Raw genomic sequence first — 13,122 nt, 5'->3', positions numbered from 1 at the left:
TGTCCTCTGCTTGTGGTCTCACAAGGAAATCCTATGCCGCGGCACTGGTTACGGGAGGCCGCATCCGGCGTCCTAAACTGGAGGCAGCATCCGGCGTCGTCCCCAGGAGGAAATCCCTGTGAAGCTCTTTGGAAAGCCTCAACCCGTCAGCCTGGCCCTGTTGGCCACGGGCGTCGCGTTGACCATCTCGGCTTGCGGGTCGTCCCCTGCAAGCACGGCATCCCAAGGGGCGGGGCCAACATCGTCGTCCGGGGCGGTCACTGCCTCGGCGAGTCCGGCGCCGGCTGCCACTTCCACGGGGGCCGCAGGAGCTTCGGCGGCGGTCGGCGCCCTGGTTCCGGGATTCCCGCAGCAATTGATTCCGTTGATGCCCAAGGCAGCGGTGGAATCCAGCAGTTTCGACAAGAACTCCTCCCCGGCGTCGGTGGCCCTGGTCGGCACCATTGCGTCTCCGGTCGACGCAGTCGTGGCCTTTTATACTTCCGCGCTCACGGCGCAGGGCTTTAAGGAAGTTCCCGGAAACACCGTGGGAAGTATCAAATCAAAGGATTTCCTCCGTGGCGACAATGAAACGGTGAATATCTCAGTGGTGGAAACGGCAGGCAAATCCACGTTCACCATCGGTGCCAACGTGGCCGCCGGGTCAATCAAGTGACCGCGGATAGCCTCGGTTCGGAACAGAGCCGTTTTGTGGCCGATGTCGCCGCCAAACTTAGCGGCTTCCTTGGGGCGCAACAAGAAACCATGGCCACCATCTCTCCCGATGTCGCTCCCCTCATGGGCTCAATCACGAGCCTTGTGACAGGCGGCAAACGGCTCCGGGCCTTGATGTGCTACTGGGGATGGAGAGGTGCCGGAGGTGAGTCCGCACATCCCGACATCATCACTGCGGGCTGCGCTTTGGAACTTTTTCAGGCTGCAGCCCTGATTCACGATGACATCATCGACCGCTCTGATACGCGGCGCGGCGGTCCCAGCGTCCACAAGAGGTTCACCCAGCTCCATGAGGGCGAAGGATGGGCCCTCGACAGCGAGCGCTTCGGGCACGCGGCCGCCATCCTGACCGGAGACCTGTGCCTGTCCTTCAGTGAAGAGGCGTTCACGGAGATTGGTGGCAGGGCCGCCTCCGGCACCCGTGCGCGGCGGATCTTCAACCTGATGCGCGCCGAAGTCATGGCCGGTCAATACCTGGACATCCTGGAGGAAGTCGCAGGTCCGGTGCGGGACCGCGCAGGTGCCGTCCACCGCGCCCAGTCCATCATCCGTTTCAAATCGGCGAAGTACTCGACTGAACACCCCTTGGCTCTTGGGGGCGCATTGGCTGGGGGCAGCGAAGAGCTTCTGCGAGGCTATTCCGCCTTCGCGTTGCCGCTTGGTGAAGCATTCCAGCTACGCGACGACGTCCTGGGAGTGTTCGGAGACCCCGGGACTACAGGAAAGCCCGCGGGGGATGACCTCCGCGAGGGCAAGCGCACCGTGCTGGTGGGCTTCGCGATCAACCAGGCCGGAGCTGCTGATTCGAGCTACATCGATACCATGCTCGGAAGGCAGGACCTTGGTGAGGCCGAGGTTGCCGAGATCAGGCGGATCATCGTGGATTGCGGCGCCCTCGAAGCCACGGAATCAATGATCGAGGAGCTCAGTAACGAGGCTTTCGAGGCCCTGGATCGCCTCCCCCTGGCCGAACTTCCGCTTACCGCACTCAGGCAGTTGGCCGAAGCCGCAGTCAGCCGGGCAGCGTGAACCTTTGCGTAAATCCAGGTTATCCAGGTTATCCAGGTTAAAGGCCTTCTGGATGCATACCCCTTAAATACAGTGGTGGCGATCAGCTTGCTGATCGCCACCACTGTATTTAAGGCAGGAGTCCCTCACCAGGCAAGCGATTGAGCCCTGCGTCGGATTTCAGTCTTGCGCCCTTCACGCAGCGCGTCGACTGGGCGGCCACGCAGTGACTCATCCGGAGTGAAAAGCCACGCAATGAGCTCCTCATCCGTGTACCCGGCATCGCCGAGCACTGCAATGGTGCCCTTCAGGCTATCCACCACATGACCGTCCTGGATAAAGAGGGCAGGAATCGAACGGATGTTGCGTTCGCCCACTCTCACAGCCACCACTGCACGCTCATCCAGAAGACCGTGGACCTTGGTGATTGAAACGTTCAGCAGCTCTGCCACATCGGGCAGCGGCAGCCAATCGGAAACGAGGCTTTCTACATTACTCACGGATCAAGATTGCCACGCCCGCGCGCTTTGCGCCTAGCCAGACGGACGGTAGGGGCGGAATTTGTGTCCCCGAATTGCCCGGGAATCGAATGCGCCGGGATTTCTTGTGCGGAATCGAAAAATGTGAGAGATTCACATTGATCACATTTGCATCACTACTCACTTTAGTAACACTGGCAACAGCGGCATTCCCGACGTCCGCTGCTGAGATGAGGATTGCTCCCATGACGACGCCCCGCTCGCCCAAGAAGACAACGAGCATGCCCGTAATTGCGGCCACCACAGCGGCTCTGCCCGCCGTCATGCTCTCTTCATTGGCGCTCGCCCAACCGGCAACCGCGCTTCCAGCAGTACAGACCCAGAAGATCCCTGCATCACTTGCCGCTGCCATCCGGGCCCAGGCCTCGGCCGTGTCTGCAAACGTCATTCCCGCGTCCGCGGTTGCCGCGACCATTCCGGCTGCCCTGCAGCCTATGGCACCTGCGGTCCCGGCCACCTACACCATCGTCCGGGGCGATACCATCAGCGGCATCGCGGCCCGCTACGGGCTGAACACCAACACCGTACTGAAGCTCAACGGGCTCTCGGGCAACACCATCATCTACCCGGGACAGCAGATCAAGTTGACCGGTTCTGCAAGCGCCCCAAGTGCGCCTGCACCCGCGCCGGCACCCGCAGCAAGCCCGGCAACCACCCCGGCGCCGTCGTCGGCTTCCAGCTACACAGTCGTCCCCGGGGATACTCTGAGCGGCATTGCCGCACGCCACGGTGTGGCGCTGTCCGACGTCTTCAGCTGGAACGGCCTTAACGGCCGGTCCATCATCTATCCGGGACAGAAAATCAAGGTCGGCCCGGGAACGAACGCACCGGCCCCTTCAGCACCGGCACCAGCGGCCCCTGCGCCGGCGGCACCAGCACTTGCCGGCACCGGCTCGTACACCATCAAGTCGGGTGACACTTTGGGCGGCATCGCGTCGCGCGTTGGCGTCTCCCTCTCATCGCTGTTGTCGGCCAACAAGCTGTCCATGAGCACCATCATCTACCCGGGGCAGAAGCTCGCCATCCCGGGCGCTCCTGCAGCCCCGGCTCCGGCTCCCGTGAGCACTCCCCTGGTTCCGAGCACATTCCTCGGCTACACCTACCCGGATGCGGTAGTCAGTTCCGCCAACGCGAACAAGGCCCTGCTCAATGCTTCCCCCGTTCCCAGCGTCGCCCAGATGAAGGGGATCGTGGCCGATACCGCTCGTCGGATGGGCGTGGACCCGTCATTGGCCCTGGCATTCGCCTACCAGGAATCCGGTTTCAACCAGCGTGCAGTCTCTCCGGCCAACGCCATCGGCACGATGCAGGTGATTCCGTCCTCGGGAGAATGGGCTTCCCAACTGGTGGGACGCAAGCTCAACATCCTGGACCCGTATGACAATGTGACCGCCGGCGTCGCCATCATCCGGGCCCTCGTCAACACCAGCAAAGACTTGAACACGGCCATCGCAGGCTACTACCAGGGCCAGTACTCGGTGAGCAAGCACGGCATGTACGACGACACGAAGGCCTACGTCGCCTCGATCTTGGCCCTGAAGAAGAGCTTCAGCTAAATCAAGCCGCTCAACACGGGCCCGGATCGCATGGCGATTCGGGCCCGAGTTTTTGCTCAACTAGGATCGTAGGGTGCAGGAACAAGTTTCGGACCATCTCCTTGGATCCCTCGTGGACGGGCGCTACCTGGTGCGATCGCGCCTTGCAGGCGGCGGAATGTCAACCGTCTATCTCGCCACCGACGAGCGGCTCGACCGCGACGTGGCGCTCAAAGTGCTGCATCCGCACTTGGCCAATGACCAAAATTTCCTCGACCGCTTGCAGCGTGAGGCCCGGGCCGCGGCCAGCCTTTCCCACCCGCATGTCGTTGGAGTCCTCGACCAGGGACAAGACGGCCACATTGCGTACATCGTCATGGAGTACATCAAGGGCCACACTCTGCGCGACGTCCTCAACGAGAAGGCCGCGCTTCCACCCCGGCTGGCCTTTGCACTGATCGACCCCGTCATCGAAGGACTCGCAGCCGCCCATGCGGCAGGGCTGATTCACCGCGACGTAAAACCGGAGAATGTCCTGATCGCCGACGACGGCCGCATCAAGGTGGGCGATTTCGGCCTGGCCCGGGCGGTCACTGCCACAACCAGCACCGGCGCCCTGATCGGCACGGTCGCATATTTGGCTCCCGAATTGGTCCTCGGCAAACCCGCCGACGCCCGGAGCGACATCTATTCGACCGGCATCATGCTTTACGAGATGCTGACCGGCGGGCAACCCTATGCGGGCGAGGTTCCCATCCAGGTCGCCTACCAACACGTGAACGCGGCCGTCGCTCCGCCGTCGCTCGCTGTGCCCGGACTTGCCGCGGACGTGGACGAACTCGTCCAGTGGTGCACCGCGAAGGAACCCGAAGAGCGTCCTGTGGACGGTTCTGCACTTTTGTCGGAACTTCGGCATATCCGCACAACCTTGAGCGACGCGCAACTGGACATCGACCCGCCCGCCGCCAAGGCTGCGGGGCCGGAAGGGCAACAAGAAGCGGCCGGGGCCACCGCGGTAGTCGCCCCTTTCCCTACTGAACGCACGGAGCCCCTGGAGCGCATCGGACGCCCGACGGAGATCATCTCGAACCAGCGCAATCCAACCACGGTGCTTCCACCGGCGGGATTCTCCGCCGGCGCCGCGGCTTTCGACATCCAGGTGCCACCGGACCGGGAACCCCTGGATCCGGCGGAAGCCCCGCCCAGCAAACGCGACATCAAGCGCATGGAGCGCCAGGAAGAAAAGGACCGCGCCCGGGCGGCAGCTACGCCGTCGCGCTCTTTGCGGGAAGGCAATCCACGCCGTCGGGCAGTGATCTGGACCATTGTGGTCATTGTGCTGGCGATCCTGGCCACAGCGGCGGGCTGGTTCTTCGGCATGGGACCCGGCTCGCCCGGAACCATACCGGACACCAAGAACAAGACGGTTGCGGAGGCACAGCAACTGTTGAGAACCGCAGGATTCCAATCCGAGCCGAAAGACGTGTACGACGACGAAGTCACGGCGGGGTTGGCAGTTGGAACAGAGCCCGCATCCGGCCAGGTAGTCCGGAAGTTCCAAGCGGTGTCGCTCTTCGTCTCGAAGGGTCCGCAGTTGTTTCCGCTTGCCGCGATGACCGGCCTGACACTCGACCAGGCAAAAAATGCCCTTGGCGTGGCCGGGATGGCCCTCGGCAAAGTCACCGAACAGTATGACGACAAAGTGCCTTCGGGCACGGTCATCTCCCAGTCCCCGGCCCAGGACACCGCAGTCCGTCACGGCACTCCGGTGGCATTGGTGGTTTCCAAGGGACCGCAGCCCCTCCCCGTACCGGATGTCCGGGGCATGACCCAGCAAGCCGCCGTCAAAGCGATCAGCGATGCCGGATTGACCGCCAAAATTGCGCCGGAACCCGTCAACGACAAGAAGGTCCCCGCGGGAGCCGTTGTCAGCCAGACTCCTGCCAACGGCACCCTGGTCCGCGGCGACTCCGTCACCTTGACCCTGTCCAAGGGGCCGAAGATGGTGCACGTCCCGAACTTCATCGGCAAGCAGGCCGATGCCGCACGCAAAGCCTTGGAGTCGCTCGGATTCGAGGTCAAGATCAACAACATCCTGGGTGGCTTCTTCGGCACTGTCCGGGACCAGAACCCCGTGGACAGCGATGCGCCGGAGGGCTCCGTCGTCACACTGACCGTCGTGTAGGACGTGCCCATACAGGAAAGGCGATCCGGAACATCCCGGATCGCCTTTCCTGTATGCCAGCTTGCTGCTGGACTGCCCTTGGTGGGCGTTACCGCTTGGTGAGGGCTCCAGCCACCAGGAATGCCATCTCGAGGGATTGCATGTGGTTCAGGCGGGGATCGCACACGGACTCGTAGCGGTCCAGGAAGGCGTCTTGGTCAATGGGATCGGCGCCGCCGAGGCATTCCGCTACGTCGTCGCCGGTCATTTCCATGTGCAGACCACCGGGTACCGTGCCCAGGGCGTGGTGGACTTCGAAGAACCCGCGGACTTCGTCCACGACGTCGTCGAAGTTGCGGGTCTTGTACCCGTTGGGTGAGGTGACAGTGTTCCCGTGCATGGGGTCCGTGACCCAGAGGACCTGTGCGCCGGAGGCCGTGACCTTCTCGACGACGGCGGGCAGCTTCTCGCGGATGTTCTTCGAACCCATCCGGGTGATGAAGGTGAGGCGGCCGGGCTCGCGGTTCGGGTCCAGCTTGTCAATGAGCCGCAGCGCGTCGTCTCCGGAGGTCCCGGGACCAAGCTTGACGCCGATCGGATTGCGGACGCGGGACAGGAAGTCCACATGCGCATGGTCGAGCTCACGGGTGCGTTCACCGATCCAGAGGAAGTGCCCGGAAGTGTCGTAGGGAAGTCCCGTGCGGGAGTCGATGCGCGTCAGTGCGCGCTCGTAGTCCAGCAGCAATGCCTCGTGGCTCGCGAAGAACTCCACGCGCTTGAGGGCTTCGAAATCGGCGCCGCAGGATGCCATGAACTTGATGGCGCGGTCGATGTCCCTCGCCAAGGACTCGTAGCGGGCATGGGCGGGGTTTTCGGTGAAGCCCTTGTTCCAGAGGTGCACCAGGCGAAGATCGGCGAAGCCGCCCTGCGTGAAGGCGCGGATGAGGTTCAGCGTGGAAGCCGAGGTGTGGTAGGCCTTCAGCATGCGGCTGGCGTCGTGGGCGCGGGACTCCGGGGTGAAATCGTAGCCGTTGACGATGTCGCCGCGGTACGCAGGCAAGGTCACGCCGTCGCGGGTTTCCTCGTTCGAGGACCGGGGCTTGGCGAACTGGCCGGCCATGCGGCCCATCTTGATGACGGGCATGGCCGCACCATAGGTGAGGACAACGGCCATCTGCAGGATGGTGCGGACCCGGGCACTGATCTTGTCGGCCGTGGCGTCTTCGAACGTCTCGGCGCAGTCGCCACCCTGAAGCAGGAATGCCTTGCCCTGGGCTGCAGCGGCCAAACGCTCGCGCAAGATGTCGACTTCGCCCGCGAAGACCAGCGGGGGAAGTACGGAGAGTTCCTTGACGGAGGCGTCGAAGACACCCCTGTCGGTCCAAGTAGGTTGCTGCGAGATAGGCAGCTGGCGCCAATCGTCCAAGCCGGGATAGTTTGCCGCGCCACTTTGCGCGGTGCTGGTCAGCGGGCTGCCCAGGGAACTGGTCAGGGGGCCGGTCACGGACGGTGCGGGGTTCGCGGATAGCTCAGTCACTCTCCAAGACTAGTTGCCTCGAGCGCTGTTCGGGGCACGGCCTCCGTAACCCTTATCCGCCGTCCGTCACACTTTCCCGGCTACTGTGCCGTCGCCGTCCTGCCCTGAACCGTTGCCGGGGAGGCGTCTGCCTTCTTCATCGGCGCCTGCTGGATTCGCTTCGCTTCCGCTAGCCGGCTCCGGAAGCTGCCCGGCCAGCCGTTGCTTGACGACGGCGGCGTATTCGTCAACGTATTCCTGCCCGGAGAGCCGCATGAGTTCGTACATGATTTCGTCGGTCACGGCGCGTTGAACGGAATGGTCTTCCTCTTGGCCGTAGTACCGGCTGAAGTCCAACGCCTGCCCGAAAATGATCCCGATCCGGCGGATGTTGGGCAAACGCTTGCCGATCGGTTGGACTTTTTCGGTGCCGATCATCGCGACGGGAACAACGGGCACGCGGGTTTGGAGCGCAAGTTTGGCGACCCCCACTTTGCCCCGGTAGAGCCTGGCATCGGGACTGCGGGTGCCCTCCGGGTAGATGCCCAGGAGGCCGCCGCCGGCCAGGACGTCCCTACCGGCCTGCAAGGACAACTCGGACGCGGCCCCGCCCGAACGGTCCATCGGCAACTGGTTGGTGAGCCTGAAGAACGTGGCCGTAAGCCTGCCTTTGAGCCCGGTCCCCGTGAAGTACTCGGACTTGGCGAGGAAACTGACGCGCCGGGGCACCATCACCGGCATGAAGATCGAGTCTGAAAAGGACAAATGATTGGAAGCGAGAATCGCGGCGCCATCGTGGGGGACATTGTCGAGGCCCTTGACCCAGGGGCGGAACAGCAATTTGAGAAGCGGACCCAAAAAGATCCGCTTCATGACCCAATAGAACACGTTGGTTCCTCTCCGGGGCGGCGTCTGCAAGGCGTCCGGACGGTCCCGGCCCGCATTCAGAAGCCACCCTACTCCAGTGAGAAATGTCCCGAACAGTGACACGATGGACTCATCACGGAAAGCAGTGCCGCCAACAGAGTAGCCTCGGAGTCATCATGAACACTCTCCCCGATCCCTCGCCATACGCCAGCGACTTCACCGGTAGTGGACCCAGCATCGGTGTCGTGATGAGCCACGGCTTCACGGGCAGTCCGCACAGCATGCGCCCCTGGGCCGAGTACCTGGCGGCCGAAGGCTACGCCGTCCGACTCCCCCTCCTTCCGGGCCATGGGACCACGTGGCAGGACATGGCCACGCGGCACTGGCAGGAATGGCACCATACGGTGGATGCCGCGTATCTCGAGCTCCAGGCCGAGTGCGACTTCGTCTTCGCCGCCGGCCTGTCGATGGGAGGGACACTGGCCCTCCGGATCGCGGCTACGCGGCCCGTCGCCGGTACCGTCGTCGTCAATCCGGGACTGGTGATCGATGATCCCCGCGCCGCCATGGTCGGCATCCTGAAGCACGTCATGAAATCCACCCCGGCCATTGCCAACGACATCCTCAAGCCGGGCATGGACGAGGGGGCATACCCCAGGACTCCGGTCGCCGCTGCCCATGAGTTGAAGAAGATGTACAAGGACACCATCACCCTGCTCCCCCGGATTTCCGCTCCCGTACGCGTCTTCCGTTCCTCCGTGGACCACGTCGTTTCGGATCGGAGCATCAAGCAGTTGAAGGAGCGCGTCACAGCTTCGATGGAGTTCAGCACCTTGGAGAACAGCTACCACGTGGCCACGCTGGACAACGATGCCCTGGAGATATTCCGGGGCTCGGCCGAATTCATCAGGAAAACGATGGCAGGACTGACAAGCAGTTCCGCCCCTGCCGGCCAGTCCGGCACCGAGCTCCGGGATTCACCCCATGAATAGGCCAGGGCCTGACTCCCCCGACCAGAGCGCAAACAAGGACGACGACGCCGTCTGGCTCGATTTGGTGGCCCGGCTCGAGTCGATGCCTTCCTCGGCCCTGGACGAAGCGCCGACGGCGGAGGAGCCCACCAGCGATTCCGGAACAGATGCGGGTACGGGTCCGGACGACGTTCCCGGCCGATCGTCGTCCCGTTCCTTCCAAGACTTCGATCCTCTTGGCTTGTCCAAAAGGGGCGCTGCCGAAGAATCCGCGAGCAGCGCGGAGCCCGGTCCACGCGACTACGACGTCGAGGATGAGAACGGCTTCGTCCCTGAGGACCCGCCGAGCCTGGCCGGCACCGAACCCCTGACCATGCTCGCCTGGCTCGGAGCCGTGGGCGGCCCGCTTGCCCTGCTGTTCACCGCCATGTTCTGGCGCTCGGCACCGCTCCTCGCCGTGATGGGCATCCTCGCGACCTTCCTGGCATCGGTCGTGTACCTCATCATGAAGCTGCCGCAGGAGAAAGACGAGAACGACGACGGCGCCCGCGTCTAAGCGGGCTGCCGCACTGCGCATCCCCTCGCGGCCGAGCCCGTACTAGCCGCGCGCCCTGCCGCTGACCCGGGACAGGTCGGCAGCGCCGATCATCCCCGCCCGCGGTCCCAGCGCGGCAAGCTTGATGGCGGCCGCGGGGCGGAAACCGCGGCCGGTGAGGTTCCGGGTGAATGCTGTCCGCGCAGGGCCGACAAGAAGCTCACCGGCGTCGCACAGCCCGCCGCCGATGACAAACGTTCCCGGGTCGAGCGCGGCCGCCAGGTTCGCCAGGCCAAGCCCGAGCCAGTGCCCCACTTCTTCCAAGAGCTCCCTCGAAGCGGAGTCCCCGGCTTTTGCCCGCTCGGTCACGGTAACGCCCGTGATGTTCTCGGCCAAGCCACCGGCAGCCTTGAGCAATTCGTAGGCGACCGGTGAATTCCGGAGGGCAAGCTCCCGGGCTTCCCTGCCGAGCGCGTTACCTGAGGCATATTGCTCCCAGCAGCCGCGGTTGCCGCATTCGCAGCGATGCCCGCCGGGAACCACGATCTGGTGGCCGAACTCCCCTGCCACGCCGAACCGCCCACGTTCCACCCGTCCGTCCATGACCATGGCACCACCGATGCCGGTGCCGAGCGTGATGCAGACGAGGCGGCTCTCCCCAAGACCGGCGCCGAAGCGCCATTCAGCCCAGGCAGCAGCATCGGCGTCGTTGGTGACAAGGACCGGGCGCCTCAGCAGGCTCTGCAGGTTTTCGCGCAGCGGCTCGTTGCGCCAGGCGAGATGCGGGCTGAACAGCACCGTGCCGCCGTCGAGATCCATCCAACCGGCGGCGCCGATCCCCACGGAGCCAATCCGGTGGCTTTTGCCCAGCTCCTGGACAAGCTCGACGATCACCTGCTCTACCGCGCGGGCGTCGTTGCCGGGCGTGGAGCGCCGCGCTTCCTCGACTACGTGGCCCGAGGGATCCACGACTCCCGCTGCCACCTTCGTGCCGCCGATGTCGATCCCGATCGCCAGCCCCCTGCGGCCAAGATGGGAACGGCGCGCGGCCCATGGCACCGATTCCCAACGCGGGCCTCCGTGCGTGGAGCCGGGGCGCCGGCCGGTTGCAGTTGAACCGGACCAGGAAATCTTCCGAACTCTTGCCGGGGACTGGTCGTTGGATGAATTCAGGGGCATGTCGCCATCCTATTCCGAGTGCCGCATATGTACTGACATGGACACTGTGTGGACGGAGTGTCCGCACGCCCGCATTGGAGGAATCCCCCGCTTCACGTAAAGTTACTCATCAGTAACTTGAGTAAGGTGAATTGCGCCACACCCATTACTTGGCCGTATAGAGTTAGAGCAGCCCCGCAATGGTCTGTTGATATCGAAGGAGCTATCGTGCGTGAATTCAGTGTTCCGCCCCTGGTGAATGTTGCCCCCGAAACCAACATTACGGACCTCGTGGTTCGTCAGGCCGCCAAGCCATCCAATCCGGCACTGTTTGCCAAGCTCAACAGCGCCGGCCAATGGCAGGACATCCGGGCAACGGACTTCCTCAAGGACGTGTCGGCCCTGGCCAAAGGCCTGATCGCCAACGGCGTCAGTGTGGGCGACCGGGTGGGCATCATGTCAAGGACCCGTTACGAATGGTCCCTCGTGGACTTCGCCGTTTGGTTCGCAGGCGGTATTTCCGTGCCGATCTATGAAACATCGTCGCCGTCGCAAGTGGCCTGGAACCTCGGCGACTCCGGCGCTGTTGCCGCATTCGCCGAGTCCGCACACCACGAGGACGTCATCCGCCAGGCCGTCACGGCTGAAGGCCTCGGCTCTGTCGCCCATGTCTGGCAGCTTGAAGGCGGCGTCCTTGATGCCCTTCGCAGCTCCGGCAGCGGTGTCAGCGACGAGGAACTCGAGGCCCGCCGCAGCAGCGCCGTGCTTGCCGACGTCGCAACGATCATCTACACCTCCGGCACCACGGGCCGCCCCAAGGGTTGCGAACTCACGCACGGCAACTTCGTTGAGCTCTCGGAGAACGCCTTGGCTTCCCTCGGCGACGTCGTCAACGAGAACGCCAAGACCATCATGTTCCTCCCACTGGCCCACGTCTTTGCCCGTTTCATCTCGGTCCTGGCCGTCGCCGCCGGTGCCCAGGTGGCACACACTCCGGATATCAAGAACCTGTTGGCGGACCTGCAGAGCTTCCAGCCGTCCTTCATACTTGCTGTTCCCCGTGTCTTCGAGAAGGTGTTCAACTCGGCCCTCACCAAGGCCGAGGACGGCGGCAAGGGGGCCATTTTCCACAAGGCAGTGGACACGGCGATCGCCTACTCCAGGGCGCAGCAATCCGGATCCGTCGGCTTGGTGCTGAGGCTCAAGCACGCAGTCTTCGACCGTTTGGTGTACGGGAAGCTTCGCGCTGCGATGGGTGGCCACGTCAGCCACGCCGTCTCCGGCGGCGGCCCGCTCGGCGAACGGCTGGGCCATTTCTTCCACGGTATCGGCTTGCAGATCCTGGAAGGTTACGGCCTGACAGAGACCACGGCACCCATTTCAGTCAACACCCCGTCCCTGATCAAGATCGGCACGGTGGGAGCCCCGCTTCCCGGCAATGCGGTCAAGATCGCCGACGACGGCGAAATCCTCGCCAAAGGCGTGTGCGTCATGAAGGGCTACTTCAAGCGGGATGACCTCGCCGCGGAAACCTTCGTGGACGGGTGGTTCCGCACGGGCGACATCGGCGAACTGGATGAGCAGGGTTTCCTGAAGATCACGGGGCGCAAGAAGGAAATCATCGTCACGGCCAGCGGTAAGAACGTCGTACCGGCCCTTTTGGAAGACCAGATCCGCGCAGACGCCTTGGTGTCCCAGGTCCTTGTCATCGGCGACAACCGGCCCTTTATCGGCGCGCTGGTCACCCTCGACGAGGAAGCCCTGCCGGGCTGGCTGGAGCGTCACGGCCTTCCTGCGTCCACTACGACGACGGCCGCCGCGGACAACGCCCTCGTCCGGGCAGCCGTCCAGGAACTGATCAGCCACGCGAACCAGTCCGTCTCGCATGCGGAGGCGATCAAGTCATTCCGGATTGTGCCGTCCGACTTCACCGAGGCTTCCGGCCACCTCACGCCGTCGTTGAAGGTCAAGCGCGCCCAGGTTATGAAGGACTTCGACGCCGTGATCGAGGAAATGTACTCGGCACCCAAGGCGTCCTGACACACCGCGTCCCGACACATCAGTCAAAACAACAGGAAGGTCCCGGGCTTTTGAGCCCGGGACCTTCCTTCTTGC

General features: G+C 63.7%; 12 protein-coding genes. 7 read left to right on the top strand and 5 right to left on the bottom strand.

Features of this window, described 5'->3' with window-relative positions; translation table 11 throughout:
* Nucleotides 1-138: 138 nt before the first annotated feature.
* Nucleotides 139-405 (bottom strand): hypothetical protein, encoded by a 267-nt coding sequence (locus tag QRN52_RS23905; RefSeq protein ID WP_350225127.1) that lies wholly within the window; start codon nucleotides 403-405, stop codon nucleotides 139-141.
* Here QRN52_RS23905 and QRN52_RS23900 point away from each other — a divergent pair.
* Together QRN52_RS23900 and QRN52_RS05525 are read left to right on the top strand one after the other, a co-directional pair.
* On the top strand, nucleotides 383-655 hold the full coding sequence (locus QRN52_RS23900; protein WP_350225126.1) for a hypothetical protein: 273 nt from the start codon (nucleotides 383-385) through the stop codon (nucleotides 653-655). The genes QRN52_RS23905 and QRN52_RS23900 overlap by 23 nt on opposite strands.
* 89 nt (nucleotides 656-744) lie before the next feature.
* Nucleotides 745-1,743 carry a polyprenyl synthetase family protein gene (locus tag QRN52_RS05525; RefSeq protein WP_502869695.1) on the top strand — a complete coding sequence of 333 codons (999 nt, stop codon included), beginning with the start codon at nucleotides 745-747 and terminating at the stop codon, nucleotides 1,741-1,743.
* 125 nt (nucleotides 1,744-1,868) lie between these two features.
* Here QRN52_RS05525 and QRN52_RS05520 read toward each other — a convergent pair whose 3' ends face one another.
* Nucleotides 1,869-2,222 (bottom strand): Rv2175c family DNA-binding protein, encoded by a 354-nt coding sequence (locus QRN52_RS05520; RefSeq protein WP_028266705.1) that lies wholly within the window; start codon nucleotides 2,220-2,222, stop codon nucleotides 1,869-1,871.
* A gap of 224 nt (nucleotides 2,223-2,446) precedes the next feature.
* On the opposite strand from QRN52_RS05520, the gene QRN52_RS05515 reads away from it, so the two are divergent.
* Together QRN52_RS05515 and pknB are read left to right on the top strand one after the other, a co-directional pair.
* Nucleotides 2,447-3,817, top strand: coding sequence for a LysM peptidoglycan-binding domain-containing protein (locus QRN52_RS05515; protein WP_284751756.1), 1,371 nt, complete (start codon nucleotides 2,447-2,449; stop codon nucleotides 3,815-3,817).
* Between the two features lie 73 nt (nucleotides 3,818-3,890).
* On the top strand, nucleotides 3,891-5,981 hold the full coding sequence (gene pknB / locus QRN52_RS05510; protein WP_284751755.1) for a Stk1 family PASTA domain-containing Ser/Thr kinase: 2,091 nt from the start codon (nucleotides 3,891-3,893) through the stop codon (nucleotides 5,979-5,981).
* 88 nt (nucleotides 5,982-6,069) lie between these two features.
* On the opposite strand, the gene QRN52_RS05505 is transcribed toward pknB, so the two are convergent.
* Together QRN52_RS05505 and QRN52_RS05500 are read right to left on the bottom strand one after the other, a co-directional pair.
* Entirely contained in the window at nucleotides 6,070-7,497 is a 1,428-nt protein-coding gene (locus tag QRN52_RS05505; RefSeq protein ID WP_390282154.1) for a class II 3-deoxy-7-phosphoheptulonate synthase, read from the bottom strand.
* Nucleotides 7,498-7,563: 66 nt separating this feature from the next.
* A complete protein-coding gene (locus QRN52_RS05500) occupies nucleotides 7,564-8,364 on the bottom strand; it encodes a lysophospholipid acyltransferase family protein (protein WP_284751754.1) in 801 nt (266 codons plus the stop codon).
* Nucleotides 8,365-8,519: 155 nt separating this feature from the next.
* Between QRN52_RS05500 and QRN52_RS05495 the strand changes: the two genes are divergently transcribed.
* Nucleotides 8,520-9,335: an alpha/beta hydrolase gene (locus QRN52_RS05495; RefSeq protein WP_284751753.1), complete on the top strand. Its 816-nt coding sequence runs from the start codon at nucleotides 8,520-8,522 to the stop codon at nucleotides 9,333-9,335.
* A complete protein-coding gene (locus QRN52_RS05490) occupies nucleotides 9,328-9,870 on the top strand; it encodes a hypothetical protein (RefSeq protein ID WP_284751752.1) in 543 nt (180 codons plus the stop codon). Before QRN52_RS05495 ends, QRN52_RS05490 begins: the two co-directional genes overlap by 8 nt.
* 42 nt (nucleotides 9,871-9,912) lie before the next feature.
* On the opposite strand, the gene QRN52_RS05485 is transcribed toward QRN52_RS05490, so the two are convergent.
* Complete coding sequence (locus QRN52_RS05485) at nucleotides 9,913-11,028, bottom strand: ROK family glucokinase (protein WP_284751751.1); 1,116 nt, start codon at nucleotides 11,026-11,028, stop codon at nucleotides 9,913-9,915.
* 207 nt (nucleotides 11,029-11,235) lie between these two features.
* Here QRN52_RS05485 and QRN52_RS05480 point away from each other — a divergent pair, with 207 nt between their 5' ends.
* The gene (locus QRN52_RS05480; RefSeq protein WP_284751750.1) at nucleotides 11,236-13,047 is read left to right on the top strand and encodes an AMP-dependent synthetase/ligase; all 1,812 of its coding nucleotides are present in this window, start codon (nucleotides 11,236-11,238) and stop codon (nucleotides 13,045-13,047) included.
* Nucleotides 13,048-13,122 lie beyond the last annotated feature (75 nt).

Origin of the sequence: Arthrobacter sp. efr-133-R2A-120 (genome assembly GCF_030209835.1) — a bacterium.
GTDB lineage: Bacteria > Actinomycetota > Actinomycetes > Actinomycetales > Micrococcaceae > Arthrobacter.
Note: the sequence above shows the minus strand (reverse complement) of the source record. Positions and strands in the feature narration are given on the sequence as shown.